Source organism: Streptomyces sp. NPDC007162 (assembly GCF_040634175.1).
GTDB lineage: Bacteria > Actinomycetota > Actinomycetes > Streptomycetales > Streptomycetaceae > Streptomyces.
On sequence record NZ_JBEYFC010000157.1, the window covers coordinates 1 to 17925 of the forward strand.

At 71.3% G+C, this 17925-nt stretch carries 15 protein-coding genes; 11 read left to right on the forward strand and 4 right to left on the reverse strand.

The annotated features are described in order from the left end of the window. The 3 genes from ABZ646_RS20195 to rhaI all read right to left on the reverse strand — a co-directional run. Positions 1 to 1231 (reverse strand): rhamnulokinase family protein (locus tag ABZ646_RS20195; RefSeq protein ID WP_360520365.1); only part of this gene is annotated, 1231 nt, incomplete at its 3' end. Further along, positions 1228 to 3267 (reverse strand): bifunctional aldolase/short-chain dehydrogenase, encoded by a 2040-nt coding sequence (locus ABZ646_RS20200; RefSeq protein ID WP_360520368.1) that lies wholly within the window; start codon positions 3265 to 3267, stop codon positions 1228 to 1230. The genes ABZ646_RS20195 and ABZ646_RS20200, both read right to left, overlap by 4 nt. A gap of 123 nt (positions 3268 to 3390) precedes the next feature. Then, positions 3391 to 4551, reverse strand: coding sequence for an L-rhamnose isomerase (gene rhaI, locus ABZ646_RS20205; RefSeq protein ID WP_360520371.1), 1161 nt, complete (start codon positions 4549 to 4551; stop codon positions 3391 to 3393). Positions 4552 to 4811: 260 nt separating this feature from the next. On the opposite strand from rhaI, the gene ABZ646_RS20210 reads away from it, so the two are divergent. The 10 genes from ABZ646_RS20210 (at position 4812) to ABZ646_RS20255 (ending at position 15749) form a co-directional block, all read left to right on the forward strand. Next, positions 4812 to 6329 (forward strand): sugar ABC transporter ATP-binding protein, encoded by a 1518-nt coding sequence (locus tag ABZ646_RS20210; RefSeq protein WP_360520374.1) that lies wholly within the window; start codon positions 4812 to 4814, stop codon positions 6327 to 6329. Continuing rightward, entirely contained in the window at positions 6326 to 7399 is a 1074-nt protein-coding gene (locus ABZ646_RS20215) for an ABC transporter permease (protein ID WP_360520377.1), read from the forward strand. Before ABZ646_RS20210 ends, ABZ646_RS20215 begins: the two co-directional genes overlap by 4 nt. Further along, positions 7392 to 8369 (forward strand): ABC transporter permease, encoded by a 978-nt coding sequence (locus ABZ646_RS20220; protein ID WP_360520380.1) that lies wholly within the window; start codon positions 7392 to 7394, stop codon positions 8367 to 8369. The genes ABZ646_RS20215 and ABZ646_RS20220 overlap by 8 nt, the downstream gene beginning before the upstream one ends. A 119-nt stretch (positions 8370 to 8488) precedes the next feature. Then, positions 8489 to 9571, forward strand: coding sequence for a rhamnose ABC transporter substrate-binding protein (gene rhaS, locus ABZ646_RS20225; protein ID WP_360520383.1), 1083 nt, complete (start codon positions 8489 to 8491; stop codon positions 9569 to 9571). Positions 9572 to 9588: 17 nt separating this feature from the next. Continuing rightward, positions 9589 to 9909: an L-rhamnose mutarotase gene (locus ABZ646_RS20230; protein WP_360520386.1), complete on the forward strand. Its 321-nt coding sequence runs from the start codon at positions 9589 to 9591 to the stop codon at positions 9907 to 9909. Between the two features lie 28 nt (positions 9910 to 9937). Beyond that, positions 9938 to 11362, forward strand: coding sequence for a BNR repeat-containing protein (locus ABZ646_RS20235; RefSeq protein WP_360520389.1), 1425 nt, complete (start codon positions 9938 to 9940; stop codon positions 11360 to 11362). Positions 11363 to 11472: 110 nt separating this feature from the next. Continuing rightward, a complete protein-coding gene (locus ABZ646_RS20240; RefSeq protein ID WP_360520392.1) occupies positions 11473 to 12498 on the forward strand; it encodes a LacI family DNA-binding transcriptional regulator in 1026 nt (341 codons plus the stop codon). A gap of 97 nt (positions 12499 to 12595) precedes the next feature. Then, on the forward strand, positions 12596 to 13897 hold the full coding sequence (locus tag ABZ646_RS20245; protein WP_360520395.1) for an alpha/beta fold hydrolase: 1302 nt from the start codon (positions 12596 to 12598) through the stop codon (positions 13895 to 13897). Between the two features lie 80 nt (positions 13898 to 13977). Then, positions 13978 to 14874 (forward strand): RNA polymerase sigma factor SigJ, encoded by an 897-nt coding sequence (gene sigJ, locus ABZ646_RS20250; protein ID WP_360520398.1) that lies wholly within the window; start codon positions 13978 to 13980, stop codon positions 14872 to 14874. 41 nt (positions 14875 to 14915) lie between these two features. Beyond that, positions 14916 to 15749 (forward strand): pentapeptide repeat-containing protein, encoded by an 834-nt coding sequence (locus ABZ646_RS20255; protein ID WP_360520400.1) that lies wholly within the window; start codon positions 14916 to 14918, stop codon positions 15747 to 15749. Here ABZ646_RS20255 and ABZ646_RS20260 read toward each other — a convergent pair. Continuing rightward, a complete protein-coding gene (locus tag ABZ646_RS20260; protein ID WP_360520403.1) occupies positions 15708 to 17246 on the reverse strand; it encodes a cytochrome P450 in 1539 nt (512 codons plus the stop codon). The two genes, ABZ646_RS20255 and ABZ646_RS20260, sit on opposite strands and share 42 nt — an antisense overlap. Before the next feature lie 107 nt (positions 17247 to 17353). Between ABZ646_RS20260 and ABZ646_RS20265 the strand changes: the two genes are divergently transcribed. Beyond that, positions 17354 to 17925 (forward strand): TetR/AcrR family transcriptional regulator (locus tag ABZ646_RS20265; RefSeq protein WP_360520406.1); only part of this gene is annotated, 572 nt, incomplete at its 3' end.

Consider the following 17925-nt stretch of genomic DNA (forward strand, 5'->3'; position numbering starts at 1 on the left):
GCTGGCACAGCAGGGCGTTGCGGGTACCGCCGCCGACGACGTACACCGTGTCCACCGGGTGGTCGGCGAGCCGCTGGGCGTCCGCGACGGCCCGCCGGTGGGCGAGCGCGAGGGAGTCGAGGATGCACCGGGTGATCTCGCCCGGCGTCCCGGGCACCGGCTGCCCCGACACCCGGCACGCCTCGGCGATCCGTTCCGGCATCCGGCCCGGCGCCAGGAACGCGGCGTCCTGCGCGTCCACCACCGACCGCAGGGCCGGCACGGTGGCCGCCGCCCGCAGCAGCCCGCCCAGATCCGGGTCGCCCCAGGCCCGTACGCACTCCTGGAGCAGCCACAGTCCCATGATGTTGCGCAGGTAGCGGACCGTGCCGTCGAGCCCCAGTTCATTGGTGAAGTTGGCGACCCGGCTCTCCTCGGTCAGTACCGGGGCGTCGAGCTCGAGCCCCGCCAGCGACCAGGTGCCGGTGCAGATGTAGGCGAACCGCTCACCGGTCGCCGGTACGGCGGCCACCGCCGAGGCGGTGTCGTGCGAACCGACCGCGGTCACCGGCACCGGACCCGTCAGCCCGGTCTCCTCCAGGACCTCGGGCCGCAGCAGCCCGGCCGGGTCCCCTGGCCGCCGCAGTGGTGCGAACAGCCCGAGGTCGATCCCCAGCCGGTCCGCGACCTCATGCGACCAGTCCCGGGTCCGCGGGTCGATCAGCTGGGTGGTGGAGGCATTGGTGAGCTCGGTGCCCTGCTCACCGGTCAGCCAGTACGACAGCAGGTCGGGGATCAGCAGCAACCGCTCGGCGTGCCGGAACTGGGCACTCGAGCGCGCCGCCACCAGCTGGTAGAGGGTGTTGAAGGGCGCGTACTGGAGTCCGGTGCGGCCGTACAGCTCCGCCGCCGGCAGGGTCGCCCACACCTTCTCGGCGACCCCTTCGGTGCGGGCGTCCCGGTAGTGCACGGGGTTGCCGAGCAGCGCTCCGTCGGCGTCCAGCAGGCCGTGGTCCACGGCCCAGCTGTCCAGGCCGACGGAATCGACCTGGCCGGCCGCCCGCAGCCCCTCCAGCACCCCCGCGTACAGGGCGAGCACGTCCCATCGCAGCCCCTCGGGCACCCGCACCGGCCGGTTGGCGAACCGGTGCGCCTCGGTCAGCTCCAGCGAGTCCGGACCCACCCGGCCGACCATGACCCGTCCGCTGGACGCGCCCAGGTCGACCGCGGCGTAGGACCTCGGGCCGCTCATCGCAGGAACGCGGCCGCCACACCCGCGTCGACGGGGACGTGCAGTCCGGTCGTGTGGGTGAGCTCCCCGCCCGTCAGCGCGAACACGGCGTTCGCCACGTGCTCGGGCAGCACCTCACGCTTGAGGATGGTCCGCTGCGCGTAGAACTCGCCCAGCTTCGACTCCTCCACCCCGTACACCGCGGCCCGCTGGGCACCCCACCCGCCGGCGAAGATCCCCGACCCGCGCACCACACCGTCCGGGTTGACCCCGTTGACACGGATGCCGTGCTCACCCAGCTCGGCGGCCAGCAACCGCACCTGGTGAGCCTGGTCCGCCTTCGTCGCCGAATAGGCGATGTTGTTGGGCCCGGCGAACACGGCGTTCTTCGAGGCGATGTAGACGATGTCGCCGCCGATGCCCTGCGCGGTCATCACGCGGGCCGCCTCCCGCGACACCAGGAAGGACCCGCGGGCCATGATGTCGTGCTGGAGGTCCCAGTCCTTCGCCGAGGTCTCCAGGAGCGGCTTGGAGATGGAGATGCCGGCGTTGTTCACGACCAGGTCGACCCCGCCGAAGGCGAGCACCGCTGCCCGGAACGCGGCGGCGATCTGCTCCTCGGAGGTCACGTCGACGGTCACGGCGACCGCCTTGTCCGGCCCGCCGAGTTCCGCGGCGACCGCACCGGCGGCGTCCGCGTTCAGATCGGCGACGACCACGCAGGCCCCCTCCGCCACCAGCCGCTCGGCGATGGCCCGGCCGATCCCGCTGCCGGCCCCGGTCACCAGCGCCACCCGGGTCGCCAGCGCCTTCGGCTTGGGCATCCGCTGGAGCTTGGCCTCCTCGAGGGCCCAGTACTCGATCCGGAACTTCTCCGACTCCTCGATCGGCGCGTACGCGGACACGGCTTCGGCCCCGCGCATCACGTTGATCGCGTTGACATAGAACTCGCCCGCGACCCGGGCGGTCTGCTTGTCCTTGCCGAAGGAGAACATGCCGACGCCGGGCACCAGCACGATCGCCGGGTCGGCGCCGCGCATGGCGGGGGAGTCGGGCAGGGCGTGCCGCTCGTAGTAGGCGGCGTACTCCTCGCGGTAGGCGGCGTGCAGTTCCGTGAGCCGGGCGACCGCCTCGTCCACCGGGACGGCCGGCGGGAGGTCGAGCACGAGCGGCCGTACCTTCGTGCGCAGGAAGTGGTCCGGGCACGAGGTGCCCAGCGCCGCGAGCCGCGGGTGCTCCGCACGGGCCAGGAAGTCGAGCACCACCTCCGAGTCGGTGAAGTGCCCGACCTGGGCCCGGTCCTGCGAGGCGAGTCCGCGGATGTGCGGCGCCAGGGCCGCGGCCCGCTCCCGCCGCTCGGCCTCGGGGAGCGGGCCGTACCCCTCGATCAGCGCGCCGAAGGGCTCCGCCCTGCCGTGCTCGGCGAGGAACGCCTCGGCGGTGCGGATGATGTGCAGCGAGTTGGCCTCGCACTCCTCGGAGCTGTCGCCCCAGGCGGTGATCCCGTGACCGCCGAGGACGCAGCCGATCGCCTGCGGGTTGGCGGCCTTGACGGCGGCGATGTCCAGGCCGAGCTGGAACCCGGGCCGCCGCCAGGGCACCCACACCACACGGTCCCCGAAACACTCCGCGGTCAGCTTCTCCCCGTCGGCGGCACAGGCGAGCGCGATCCCGGAGTCGGGGTGCAGGTGGTCGACGTGCGCGGCGTCCACCAGCCCGTGCATGGCGGTGTCGATGGACGGCGCGGCCCCGCCCTTGCCGTGCAGGCAGTAGTCGAAGGCGGCGACCATCTCGTCCTCGCGCTCGACACCCGGGTAGACCCCGGCGAGCGCCCGCAGCCGGTCCAGCCGCAGCACCGCCAGCCCACCCTCGGTGAGGGTACCGAGGTCCCCACCGGACCCCTTCACCCACATCAGCTCGACGTCGCCACCGGTGACGGGATCGGAGGCAGTGCCCTTGGCGGACGTGTTCCCGCCGGCGTAGTTGGTGTTACGCGGATCAGCACCGAGCCGATGGGACCGGGAGAGCAGCGCGGCGGCTTCGGGGTGTGTGGTCATCAGACTTCCTAGGTTTCTGAGGAGCAGGGCAACAGCGCGCCCCTTCAGGGGCGCTGGGGGAGGAACTGCGTGACCAGCCACAACCGGCCCGCAGCCCGCGACGAAACAGATCGGGGCAGACGCTTACGCCCCCCACCCCGCCTGCTCCCCACCCACCCGCTCCGCGACGATCTTCTCGGCCCACCCCGACCGCCGGTACGCCGCGATCGGATCGGCGTCCAGCCCCATCTCCTCCCGCACCTCGGCCAGCAACGGCCGCACATCCGTGTTGTACGCGTCCATCAGCACCGCGTTCGCCTCCAGGACGTCCCCGGCCCGCTGGGCCGCGGCGAGCGCGTCACGGTCGACGAGCAGCGCCTTGGCGGTGGCCTCCTGCACGTTCATCACCGACCGGATGATCGCCGGGATCTTCGCCTCGATGTTGTGGCACTGGTCGAGCATGAAGGCCACGTCGGGAGTGAAGCCGCCGCCCCGGATCACCTCGTACATGATCCGGAACAGCTGGAACGGATCCGCGGCCCCCACCATGAGGTCGTCGTCCGCGTAGAACCGCGAGTTGAAGTCGAACCCTCCGAGCTTCCCCTCACGCAGCAGCGTGGCGACGATGAACTCGATGTTCGTGCCCGGCGCGTGGTGGCCGGTGTCGACCACGACCTGCGCCTTCGGGCCCAGCTTCAGACAGTGGGCGTAGGCCGTCCCCCAGTCCGGCACGTCGGTGGTGTAGAACGACGGCTCGAAAAGCTTGTACTCCAGCAGCATCCGCTGGCCGTCGCCGAGGCGCTCGTACACCTCGGCCAGCCCCTCCGCGAGCCGGTCCTGCCGTCCCCGGATGTCGTCCTGGCCGGGATAGTTCGTCCCGTCCGCGAACCAGAGCTTCAGGTCGCCGGACCCCGTCGCGTCCATGATGTCGACGCACTCCAGCAGATGGTCCACGGCCTTGCGGCGCACCGCGGCGTCCGGATGGCAGATGCTGCCCAGCCGGTAGTCGTCGTCCTGGAAGGTGTTGGAGTTGATCGCGCCCAGCTTCACCCCCCGCTCCTCGGCGTGCTTGGCCAGGTCGGCGTAGTCGTCGACCTTGTCCCACGGGATGTGCAGCGCCACCGTCGGCGCCACCCCCGTCACCGCGTGGACCTGCGCCGCGTCGTCCAGCTTCTCCTTCGGCGAGCGCGGCACGCCCTCCTGGGCGAACACCTTGAAACGGGTCCCCGAGTTTCCGTACGCCCACGACGGCGTCTCGACGGCCTGGGTCTTCAGCGCGGCCTTCACCGCGGCGGAGTCGGTCACTTCGGAGCTCCCGTGGGGTGTGAATGATGAAACGATTCAGAACGGCAAAGTATGAGGCCCGGGCAGGGGTGTCAAGCGATCCGACCGACCCTGTTCTCCGTGACTTCGCCGTGACCTTCGGCTATCGAAATTTTTTCGACACGGACCCATTGACGTGACATGCCCGTGGTGCCTACGGTCCCGGCAATCCAGTTGAAACCTTTCACGACGCCGTGGGGTCGGTCGGAGCACCTTCCGCCCGGTGTCGTCGAGGAGCCTCCATGACCCACCCGTCCGACACGGGACCGGCCCCGGTGCTGGCGCTGAAGGACGTGTCCAAGTCCTTCGGCGCCGTCCGCGCCCTGCGGGACGTCTCCCTGGAGCTGTTCCCCGGCGAGGTGCACGCCCTCGCCGGGGAGAACGGCGCGGGCAAGTCGACGCTGATCAAGACCCTCGCCGGAGTGCACAGGCCGGACACCGGCCAGGTGCTGCTCGACGGCGAGCCCGTCGTCTTCCACGGCCCCGGCGACGCCCGCGACGCCGGAATCGCCGTGATCTACCAGGAGCCCACGCTCTTCCCCGACCTGTCGATCGCCGAGAACATCTTCATGGGCCGGCAGCCCCGGCGCGCGCTCGGCAGGATCGACCACAAGGCCACCCGCGCGGCCACCGCCGCCCTGATGAAGCGGCTCGGCGTCGCCCTCGACCCCGACCGCCCCGCCCGCGGCCTGTCCATCGCGGACCAGCAGATCGTGGAGATCGCCAAGGCGCTCTCCTTCGACGCCCGGGTCCTGATCATGGACGAGCCGACCGCGGCCCTGACCGGCAGCGAGGTGGCCCGGCTCTTCGGGGTCGTCCGGGCGCTGCGCGAACAGGGCGCCGCCGTGCTCTTCATCTCGCACCGCCTGGAGGAGATCTTCCAGATCTGCCAACGCGTCACCACCCTCCGGGACGGTGCCTGGATCGCCAGCGAGCCCGTCGACGGCATGACCGAGGACGACCTCGTACGCCGGATGGTCGGCCGGGACCTGGACGAGCTGTACCCCAAGCAGGACGTACCCGCCGGCGAGGTCGCGCTCAGCGTACGGCGGCTGACCCGGGAGGGCGTCTTCACCGACGTCTCCTTCGAGGTGCGCTCCGGTGAGATCGTCGGACTGGCCGGACTGGTCGGCGCCGGACGGACCGAGGTCGCCCGCGCCGTGTTCGGTGTCGACCGGTGGGACGCCGGCGAGGTCGAGGTCAGGGGACGGAAGCTGACCAGCGGCGCGCCGTCCGTCGCGATGTCCGCGGGCCTCGCCCTCGTCCCCGAGGACCGGCGCGCCCAGGGCCTGGTGATGGACATGTCCATCGAGCGGAACATCGGCCTCACCGGACTGCGTACGACCGTGAAGGCGGGCCTCGTCGACCGGGGCGCCGAACGCAGCCGCTCCCTCGACTGGGCGGTGAAGCTCCAGGTGAAGTACGCCCGGATCGCCGACGCCGTCTCCACCCTGTCCGGCGGCAACCAGCAGAAGGTCGTCCTCGCCAAATGGCTGGCGACCGGCCCCAGGGTGCTGATCGTGGACGAGCCCACCCGAGGCATCGACGTCGGCACCAAGGCCGAGGTGCACCGGCTGCTCAGCGAACTGGCCGCCGACGGTGTCGCCGTGCTGATGATCTCCTCCGACCTGCCCGAGATCCTCGGTATGGCCGACCGCGTGCTGGTGATGCACGAGGGCCGGATCACCGCCGAGATCCCGCGCTCCGACGCAACCGAGGAAACCGTGATGGCCGCAGCCACCGGGAGGGCGGCCGCATGACCGCCACCACCTCCGAACACACCCCCGTCGCCGAGGCGCCCGGGTCCGGCGGGACCCGGCTCGTCGACCGCGTCTTCAAGATGCGCGAACTCGCCATCCTGGTCGTCTTCCTGGTGATGATCGCCGTCACCCAGGCCGGCAACAGCGAGTTCCTCTCCGAGCAGGGCATCAAGGACCTGCTGCTCAACGCGACCATCCTGGTGCTGGTCGCCACCGGGCAGTCCCTGGTGGTGATCACCAGGAACGTCGACCTGTCCGTCGGCTCCACCCTCGGCATCACCGCCTTCGCCGCCGGCGACTACCTGCACGGCGGCGGCAACGCGGTCGTCGCGATCGTGCTGGCCGTGCTGCTCGGCATCGGCTGCGGGCTGCTCAACGGGATCCTGGTCAGCTTCGGCCAGGTCCCCGCCCTCGTCGTCACCCTCGGCACCCTCTACATCATCCGGGGCGTCGACTCCATCTGGGTCGGCTCCCGGCAGATCACGGCGGCCGACCTGCCCGGCGGCTTCAACGACTTCGGCTCCGGCGGGCTGTCCGCGATCCCCTGGCTGGCCCTGATCGCCCTCGCGGTCCTGGTCGCCACCGCCTACTACCTCAAGCACTTCGGCAGCGGCCGGGAGCTGTACGCGCTCGGCTCCAACCCCGAGGCGGCCCGCCTCGCCGGCATCCCGGTGCGCAAGCGGATCATCGCCGCCTACACCGTCTGCGGCGCCCTCACCGGGCTCGCCGGGGCGATGTACCTGGCCCGGTTCGGAAACGTCGACTCCAGCACCGGCAACGGCTACGAACTCACCGTCGTCAGCGCCGTCGTCGTCGGTGGCGTCGTCTTCACCGGCGGCTCCGGCAGCGTCTACGGCGCCGCCCTCGGTGCGCTCCTGCTGACCTCCATCAACAGCGTGCTGCCCGCCCTCGGCGTCAGCTCCGTGTGGGTCCTCGCCATCAACGGCCTGCTGCTGCTGCTCGCCATCGCCGTGGACCGGATCGTCGCGCTGCGGGTGGCGGCGGCGCTGAAGAAGAAGTCGGCCCTGAAGAGGACCGCGACCAGCAAGGAGAACACCAGCCATGCCTGAGTCCTTGACGCGCGCGGTCCGCTGGGACACCGTCGTCGGCGCGCTGCTGATCCTCCTGCTGCTGTTCTCCTTCGGCTTCGTGGACGGCTTCGGGAACTCCCTCAACCTGTCCTTCCTGATCGGCAACACGCTGCCGATCGCGCTCATCGCCCTGCCGATGACCCTGCTGGTGGTCGCGGGGGAGATCGACCTCTCGGTCGCCTCGACCGCCGGCCTGTCGGGGGCGGTCATGGGCAAGCTCTGGAACGAGGGCATGGCGATCGAGACGATCATCCCGCTGTGCCTGCTGCTGGGGGTGGTCTGCGGGCTGGTCAACGGACTGCTGGTGACCCGGCTCGGACTGCCGTCGCTGGCCGTCACCATCGGCACGCTGGCGGCCTACCGGGGCATCGCCCAGATCGTGCTCGGCTCCGACGCGGTGACCGACTTCCCGACGCAGTACCTGAACTTCGCGGCGGGCCGGCTCGGTGACACCTTCCTGCCGCAGGCCTTCCTCCCGTTCCTGGTGCTGCTGGTGATCGCCGTGGTGGTGTTGCACGCCACGCCGTTCGGACGGTCGCTGTTCGCCGTCGGGGCGAGCGAGGAGGCGGCCCGGTTCGCCGGGATCCGTGTGAAGCGCAACAAGCTGATCCTGTTCGTCGCCACGGGCTTCATGGCCTCGCTCACCGGGATCTTCTGGGCCCTGCACTACGCCAGTGCGCGGTACGACAACGCGACCGGGCTCGAACTGAGCGTGATAGCCGCGGTGCTGCTCGGAGGCATCGACTTCGACGGGGGCAAGGGGACGCTCGGCGGGGCGATCGCCGGGGTGTTCCTCCTCGGGGCGCTCCAGAACGTGATGAGCCTGGTGAACGTGTCCGCGCAGTCGCAGATCGTCGTGACCGGTGTGCTGCTGGTCGTCTCGGTGCTGGGTCCCAAGGTCGCCCGGCAGGTTTCGTTGGCTCGGCAGAGGGCCGCCAAGGCCGTCTGATCACTGCCAGCCGTGTGTGGCTGGTCGCGCAGTTCCTCCCCCGGCCTTCGGTCGGGGGCACCCCCAGCGCCCCCGGGAAGGGGACGCTTCCACAGCCGTTACTCAAAAAGGAAACCGTCATGCGTCAGTCCTCCCTCCGGCGTGCCGCTGTGGCCCTCGCCGCCGTGTCCTCCCTCGCTCTCACCGCCACCGCCTGCGGCGGTACCACCAAGAACAACTCCGGCAGTGACGAGTCCGCGGCGGCCGGCTCCACCGCCAAGGCCGACCCGAACGCCGCGCTCAAGAAGGGGCTCACCGTCGGGTTCCTGCCCAAGCAGGTCAACAACCCCTACTTCACCTCCGCCGACAAGGGCGGCGAGAAGGCGCTCACCGAGCTGGGCAGCAAGTACAAGGAGGTCGGTCCTTCCAGCGCCACCGACACCTCCGGGCAGGTCTCCTACGTCAACACCCTCACCCAGCAGCAGGTGAACGCGATGGCGGTGTCGGCGCAGGACCCGGGTGCCCTGTGCACCGCTCTCAAGCAGGCCATGAGCAACGGCATCAAGGTCGTCACCTACGACTCCGACACCAACGCCGGCTGCCGCAACGCCTTCGTCTCGCAGGCCAGCGCCGAGGACCTGGGCCGTACCGAGGTGCAGCTGCTCGCCCAGCAGATCGGGTACAAGGGCGAGATCGCGATCCTGTCCGCCGCCCAGACCGCCACGAACCAGAACACCTGGATCGGGTTCATGAAGGACGAGCTGAAGGACCCCAAGTACAAGAACGTCAAGCTGGTCAAGATCGCCTACGGCAACGACGACGCCCAGGCGTCCTTCCAGCAGACCCAGGGCCTGCTCCAGCAGTACCCGAACCTGAAGGGGATCATCTCCCCGACCACCGTCGGCATCAAGGCCGCCGCCCAGTACCTGTCCGGCTCCAAGTACAAGGGCAAGGTCAAGCTGACCGGTCTGGGCACGCCCAACGACATGCGCCAGTACGTCAAGAACGGCACCGTCGACGCCTTCGAGCTGTGGGACCCGGCCAAGCTCGGCGACCTCGCCGCCCGCACCGCCGTCGCGCTCGCCTCCGGGCAGATCACCGGCAAGGAGGGCGAGACCTTCAAGGCCGGCGACACCACCTACACCATCGGCAAGGACGGCGTGATCAACCTCGGCAAGCCCACCGTGTTCGACGCGAAGAACATCGACCAGTTCAACTTCTAGAGCGGGAGCGGTACTTCATGCAGCGCGTCTGTTTCCTCCTCAAGGTCCGGCAGGACCGCATCGCCGAGTACCGCGAACGCCACGCCGCCGTGTGGCCGGAGATGCGCGCGGCGCTCTCCGCCACCGGCTGGCACAACTACTCGCTCTTCCTGCGCGACGACGGCCTGCTCGTGGGCTACCTGGAGACCGAGGACTTCGCGGCCGCCCTCGCCGGCATGGAGGCCACCGAGGTCAACGCCCGCTGGCAGGCCGAGATGGGCCCCTTCTTCGAGTCCCTCGACGGCGCCCGCCCCGACGAGGCGATGAAACCGCTCACCGAAGTGTTCCACCTCGCCTGACGCACCTCCGTCCCCTCAGGAGCCGCTCGTGAAAAGACGTACCGTGCTCGGTGCCGCCTTCCTCGGCGCCGTGGCCGCCCCCGCCCTCGCCGCCGGCACCGCCCGCGCGGCCGACCCCGGACCGTCGGTGAACAAGCAGCAGAGCACACGACTCGACGCCCAGGCGATCTTCTTCGTCTCCTACGACGGCCTGGTCAACAACAACTCCTTCCAGAAGAACGGCCTGTTCACCTACAAGGGCTACCAGTACGCCGCCTGGTACACCGCGACCGGCTCCGCGGTGATCGGCCGCCGGGTGCTCGGCGGCTCCTCCTGGTCGACCGTCACCCTCGCCCACCAGCTCAAGTCCGCCGACTCGCACAACGTCATCTCCATGGGCGTCTCGAAGGTCGACGGCCGCCTCCACATCAACATGGACTCCCACAGCGACGGCTTCTTCTACGTGAAGTCGGTCGCCGGGCTGCTGGACAACCCCGGCTCCACGGCGTGGACCTCGGCCGTCTTCGGCGCCGTCCAGACCTCCCTCGACGGGGTAGCGCTGACCTCGCAGTTCACCTACCCGCAGTTCATCGCGACACCCGAGGGGAAGCTTCAGCTCAGCTACCGGGTGGGGATCTCCGGCAACGGCCGCAACGCCCTCGCGGAGTACGACGGTTCGAGCTGGACCGCGCTGGGGGAGTGGAGCAGCTCCACCGGGACGTACACGAGCACGCACGGTTCGTCGACCGCCCGGAACATGTACCTGCACGGCATCGACTACGACGTCAACGGGCGGCTGCACGCCTTCTTCACCTGGCGTGAGCAGTCGGCGTCCGTGATGTGCAACAGCGGCGGCATCACCAACCACGACACCGGCTACGTCTACTCCACCGACCGCGGCCGCACCTGGCGCAACGACGCCGGCGCCCTGGTGGCCACCACCGGCACCTCGGACACCGTCGCCGTCACCGACTCCGGTCTGGTCGTCGACTCCCTCAACCCCGACCACTCCCTGATGAACCAGGAGAGCCAGTGGACGGACTCCGCCGGACTCCCGCACGCGATCATCAGCTACGTCCCCGGCCGCTTCGGGCAGTGCACGACGGACTACGTCAGTGACCGCACCGCCAACGGCCGCGCCTTCCACGTCCGCAAGAACTCCGCCGGCACCTGGCAGAAGACCGAGATCCCCGTCGCACTGAACTCCAGCCAGCGCACCAAGCTGATCCTGGACAAGTACGACAACGCCTACGCGGTCTTCCCCTTCGGCCGGATCGCCGCCGCGTCCAGGTCCTCCGGGTACACCGACTGGACGCTGCTGTACGACGGCGGCGACCTGAACGCCTTCGGCGAGGTGGTGATCGACGAACTGCGGGTCAAGGCGGACAACGTGCTGTCGTTCCTGTACCAGGAGACGTCGAGCGGTACGACCCCCTCGGCGCTCCACGTCGTCGACTTCGCCCTGCCCGCCTGACCGGCTCCGTATCCGAGTCATGTCGTAATGTGAAGCCCTTCCCGGGGCGGACTTCCCGCCTGGTGTGAAGGTCTTCCCGCCGCCCGCGTTCTCCTGGAGGTCTCCGCCCGATGGCCCAGTCGGTGGGTATCAAGGACGTCGCCCGCGCCGCCGGAGTCTCGGTGGGCACGGTCTCCAACGTCATCAACCGCCCGGACACGGTCGCCAGTGAGACGCGGGCGCGGGTGCAGTCGGCGATAGACCGGCTCGGCTACGTCCGCAGCGAGTCCGCGCGCCAGCTGCGCGCGGGCCGCAGCCGGATCATGGGGCTGCTCGTCCTCGACATGGGCAACCCCTTCTTCGTCGACGTCGCCCGGGGCGCCGAGCGGGCGGCACGCGACGCCGGGCTCGGTGTGATGGTCTGCAACAGCGCGCAGAGCGCCGGTGAGGAGGCCGAGTACCTCGCGCTCTTCGCCGAACAGCGGGTGCGCGGCGTCCTGCTCACCCCGGCGGACGCCACCGGCCGCAACATCGAGACGTTCCGCCGGCACGGCATCCCCTTCGTGCTGGTCGACCGGGTCGCGGAGGGCACCACCGAGTGCTCGGTCAGCGTCGACGACGTCGCGGGCGGCGCGCTGGCCGTCCGGCACCTCGTGGACGCCGGTCACCGCTCCATCGCGTACGTCAGCGGGCCGCCCGGGTTCAACCAGGTGCGTGACCGCCGCACCGGCGCGCTGAACGCCCTGGCCGAGGCCGGGCTGAGCCCCGACGCGCTGCGCGAGCTGCCCACCGAGCGGCTCGACGTGGCCGCGGGCCGGGACGCGGGTGCCCGGCTGCTCGGCCTCTCCGACCGGCCCACCGCGGTCTTCTGCGCCAACGACCTGCTCGCCCTCGGCGTCCTCCAGGCCATGTACGCGGCCGGCGTGGTCGTCCCCGACGACCTGGCCATCGTCGGCTACGACGACATCGAGTTCGCCGCGGCCGCCGCCGTCCCTCTCACCTCCGTGCGCCAACCCGCCGTCACCATGGGCGCCATGGCCGCGGACCTCCTCCTGGAGGAGACCGAGGAACACGGCGGACAGCGGCCCCACGAGCACCGCCGGGTGGTGCTCCAGCCGGAACTGGTGGTCCGCCGCTCCAGCCTCGCCGCCCGCTGACCGGAGATTCAGTAACGATTGCATGATCCCGGGGGCGGGCCACCGCCTGACATGTGCTGAACTGGGACGCGACCGTCCGACCGTCCCGGGAGAACCGTTGAGCCTCAGCTACCGCCAGCCCGGCGTCGTCCTCACCGACCGCCACTTCACCGTGCCGCTGGACCACGCCGAACCCGGCGGCGAGACCATCGAGCTCTATGCCCGGGAGGCGGTCGCGAGCGACAAGGCGGACCAGGAACTGCCCTGGCTGCTGTACCTCCAGGGTGGGCCCGGTTTCGGGGCGAATCGTTTCGTCGGGCGGCAGGCGTGGCTCGACCGGGCCCTTCAGGAGTACCGCGTCCTCCTCCTCGACCAGCGCGGCACCGGTCGCTCCACCCCGGTCAACCGGCAGACCCTCCCGCTGCGCGGCGGCCCGGCCGCCCAGGCCGACCACCTGGCCCGCTTCCGTGCCGACTCGATCGTCCGGGACTGCGAGGCGATCCGCCCGCAGCTCACCGGCGGCGCGCCCTGGACCACCCTGGGCCAGAGCTTCGGCGGCTTCTGCACCCTGACCTACCTGTCGTTCTTCCCCGAAGGCCTCGAGACCTCCGTGATCACCGGCGGCCTGCCCGCCCTCGACGCGCACGCCGACGACGTCTACCGGGCCGCCTACCCGCGCATCGAGCGCAAGGTCGCCGCGCACTACGACCGCTACCCCATGGACGTCGAGCGGGTCCGCCGGATCGCCGAGCACCTGCTCGACCACGAGACCGTGCTGCCGAACGGCTACCGGCTCACCGTCGAGGCCTTCCAGTCCCTCGGCCTGATGCTCGGCATGAGCGACGGCAGCCACCGCCTGCACTTCCTCCTGGAGGACGCGTTCGTCCGCACCCCGGCCGGCGCCGAACTCTCCGACGCCTTCCAGGAACAGGTCCAGGGACTCCTGTCGTACGCGGCCAACCCGCTCTACGCCCTGGTCCACGAGCCCGTCTACGGGCAGGACGCCCGCCCCACCGCCTGGGCGGCCGAGCGGGTGCGCGCCGAGTTCCCGCAGTTCGACGCGGCCAAGTCGCTCGCGGGTGACACCCCGGTGCTGTTCACCGGCGAGACCGTGCACCCCTGGGTGTTCGACACGGACCCGGCGCTGCGGCCGCTGAAGGAGGCCGCGGACCTGCTCGCCGCCCGCACCGACTGGCAGCCGCTGTACGACCCGGCCCGCCTCGCGGTGAACGAGGTACCGGTCGCCGCCGCCGTCTACCACGACGACATGTACGTCGACGCCGGGCACTCGCTGCGGACCGCCCGGGCCGTCCGGGGCCTGCGCACCTGGGTCACCGACGAGTTCGAGCACGACGGACTGCGCGCCGGAGCGCCACGGGTACTGGACCGGCTGCTGGCCCTGGCAAGGGACGAGGCGTGAGACACGCACCCGAAGGGACGCGGGTGACCGCGCGACGGGCCAGGATGGACTGATCGGCCGACAGGGGAGGCACGGGGGACATGACCATCGACACGGAACGACTCGCCGAGCGCTTCGAGGAGCACCGCGACCACCTGCGCGCGGTGGCCTACCGGATGCTCGGCTCGCTCGCCGAGGCCGAGGACGCGGTCCAGGAGGCGTGGTTCAGGCTCGGACGCACCGAAACGGACGAGATCAGGAACCTGGGCGGCTGGCTGACCACGGTGGTCGGCCGGGTCTGCCTCGACCTGCTGCGCTCCCGCACCGCGCGCCGCGAGCAGCCGATGGACGACACCTTCGTCCCGGACCCGGTGATCAGGCCGCTGACGAGCATCGACCCCGAACAGGAGGTGCTCCAGGCCGACTCGGTGGGGCTCGCCCTGCTGATCGTCCTGGAGACGCTGGAGCCCGCCGAGCGGCTGACGTTCGTCCTGCACGACATGTTCGCGGTGCCCTTCGACGACATCGCGCCCATCGTGGAACGCAGTCCGGCGGCGACCCGGCAGCTGGCCAGCCGGGCCCGCCGCCGGGTGCAGGGCGCCACCCCGGCGGCCGACCCCGACCCGGGCCGGCAGCGGCAGGTCCTGGAGGCCTTCCTGGCCGCCTCCCGGCGCGGTGACTTCGAGGCGCTGGTCGCCCTGCTCCACCCTGACGTGGTGCTGCGCGTCGACTCGGGCGCCCTGGTGCGCGGCGCGGCCGCCTCCAAGGTGGTGCGCGGGGCCCAGCCGGTGGCCGAAGGGGCCTTCACCTTCCGGCAGTTCGCCGGCACGGCCCGGCTCGCCCTGGTCAACGGCGCCGTGGGCGTGGTCAACGCGCCCGAGGACGGCCCGCGGTCGGTCCTGGCGGTCACCGTCGTGGACGGCCGGATCACCGAGATGTACATCCTCGCCGACCCCGAGCGGCTGGACCGACTCGAGCTCACCGCGCAGGAGGACTGACGGACGCACCGGGCGGCGACGCAGGTCCGTAAACTGGGCCGATGCCAGAACAGACGTCCGACCGGTCGCGGCTGCGCGGGGACTGCTCCCGCTGCTTCGGGCTGTGCTGTGTCGCCCTGCCGTTCACCGCCTCCGCCGACTTCGCGGTGACCAAGCCCGCCGGGACGCCCTGCCGGAACCTCGGCGGCGACCACCGCTGCGGCATCCACGCCGAGCTGCGGCAGCGGGGATTCCCCGGCTGCACCGTCTACGACTGTTTCGGCGCGGGCCAGCGGGTGTCCCAGGTGACCTTCGGCGGCCAGGACTGGCGGACCGGCTCCCCGCAGCAGGCCCGCCGGATGTTCGACGCCTTCGCGGTCGTACGACAGCTGCACGAACTGCTCTGGTACCTCACGGCCGCGCTCGACCTGCCCGCCGCGCGCCCCGTCCACCCCGAGTTGAAGGCGCTCCTGGGGACCGTCGAGGCGCTGGCCGTCGGCACGCCCGGGGAACTCGCCGTCCTGGACGTGGCCGCGCACCGGCAGGAGGCCGACGTGCTGCTGCTGCGCGCCAGTGAGCTGGCCCGCGCGGGGGTCCGTGGGCGCCGGAAGGACCGGCGGGGCGCGGATCTGATGGGTGCCCGGCTCAGCGGAGCCGACCTGCGGGGCGTGAGCCTGCGCGGGGCCTACCTCATCGCGGCCGACCTCACCGGGGCGGATCTGCGCGACACGGACCTGATCGGAGCCGACCTGCGCGACGCCGATCTCAGCGACGCGGACCTGACGGGCGCGTTCTTCCTGACCCAGCCGCAGGCCGACGCGGCGCGGGGGAGCGCCGGGACCCGGCTGCCGGCGTCAGTCACCCGCCCCGTGCACTGGGCAGCCGCCGCCCGCTGAGGCGGACGTGTCCGGCACGGGCGCCGGTGCCGGGGCGGGGCGGCGCCGTTCGAGCCGCAGCCGCAGCTTCTCCGGCATGACCGTCAGCCGCTCGGTCACCTTCAGCCGGTAGCCGGGGTCGGGCGTCAGCTCGTAACGGCGCAGCAGCAGGCCGAGGACCAGGGTGGCCTCGTGCAGCGCGAACTGGCGCCCGATGCAGGCACGGGCGCCCGTACCGAACGGCTTGAAGGTGTGGGGGGCCCGGCCCCGCGCGGCCGACGGCTCGAAACGGTCCGGGTCGAAGCGCTCGGCGTCCGGACCCCACACCTCCGGGTCCCGGTGCAGCATCGGCGTCAGGACCAGCGCCCAGCCGCCCCGGCGCATCGGATGCTCCCCGGCGAGCACGGTGTCCCGGCGGGCCTCGCGGGCGAAGGCGGGGGCGGTGGGCCACAGCCGCAGCGACTCGTCGAGGACCCGGCGCAGATAGCGCAGCTTGGCGACCTGGTCGTAGCCCGGCGCGGGGGTGTCGCCCCAGACCCGGTCCACCTCGGCGGCGGCCCTGGCGGCGATCTCGGGGTGCAGGGCGAGGTAGTGCAGGGCGAAGGAGAGCGCGCCCGAGGTGGTCTCGTGGCCGGCCACCAGGAAGGTGATCACCTGGCGGCGCACGTTCTCGGCGGACAGCCGCTCACCCGTTTCCGGGTGGGCCGTCTCCAGCATCCGGTCCAGCAGGTCGCCCTGCCCGCGGCCGGTCCGGCGCCGCTCGGCGACCAGGTCGTCGACCGTGCGGTCGAGGAAGGCGATGTCGGCCGCGTTGCGCCGCGAGGCCTCCCGCAGCAGCACCGGGGCCAGCGGTGAGGGCACGCTGTTGAGGCGCTGCGCGTAGCTGAGCGTGCCGATCATCGCGGTCACGAAGGGGTGCGGGCGGTCCCGTTCGAAGGAGCCGAAGTCGTGCCCGAACCCGGTGCGCGCGATCGTCTCCAGGGTCAGCTTGGTCATGTCGCCGGGCACGTCGACCCAGCGCCCGGCGGCCTGTTCCCGGTCCCAGTGGTCGGTCAGCCGGCCCGCCACCGACACCATCATGTCGTGGTAGCCCGCCATGGCCTCCCGGCTGAAACCGGGGGCGAGGACGTCGTGCGCGAGCTGCCAGTTCGGCTCGTGGTTGTACGCCGTGAACAGGCCGTCGCCGGCGACCGGGCGCAGGTTGGCGACGCCCAGTCCGACATGCTTGGCGAACCGTGCCTCGTCGGCCAGGTCGGCGGCCAGCCGGGCGCCCCACACGAACACGAACTCGTTGCCGAACGCCTTGCGCCGGAAGATCGGCCCCAGCTGCCCGGCGAGACGCATCGAGTCCTGGACCGGGGTGCGCCGGTCGACACCGAGGACGTCACCGAGGAACGGCAGCCGACGCGGCGGGTGCGGTATCCGGTGCAGCTCCGGCCAGCCCTGCTCGGCGCCCCGGAACCCCTTGGGCAGCGGGCCGCCGGTACCCGTCCCCGGCTGCGTGACCGTCTCCGCCATGACGCGATCTCCCTCGATGCTGCGGCAGGTGAGCTAGTTGTACGTGGGTTCAATAGGCGGTTTCAGTCTCGTCCCGTTGTTGAACCCACGTCAAGTAAAGTGCCGACATGGTCGCGAACCAGGGTGAGCGCAGCCGCCGCAGACTCAGCACCGCGGAGCGCCGTGAGCAACTCCTCTCGGTCGGGGCCCGGCTCTTCTCCGAGAGCCCCTACGACGACGTGTGGATCGAGCAGGTCGCCGAGATCGCGGGAGTCTCCCGCGGTCTGCTTTACCACTATTTTCCGACCAAGCGTGATTTCTTCGCGGCGGTCGTGCAGCGGGAGAGCGAGCGGATGCTGCGGATGACGGCGGCGGAGCCCGGTGTCCCCGCCCGCGAGCAGCTCACCGCGGGCCTCGACGTCTACCTCGACTACGTCCGTGCCCACGCCCACGGCTTCCGTGCCTTCCATCGCGCCGAGGCCTCCGGCGACCAGGCGGTGCGCCGGGTGTACCGGCAGGCCCAGACCGCCCAGGAGCGCCAGATCCTCGCCGCCCTCGCCGCCGACCCGGAGTTCGGCCCCGCCCTGGAGCGGCGCCCCGACACCCGCCTCGCGGTGCGCGGCTGGCTCGCCTTCACCACGCACGTCTGCCTGGAGTGGCTGCGCACCGAGGAGCTGACGCGGGAACAGGTGCGGGACCT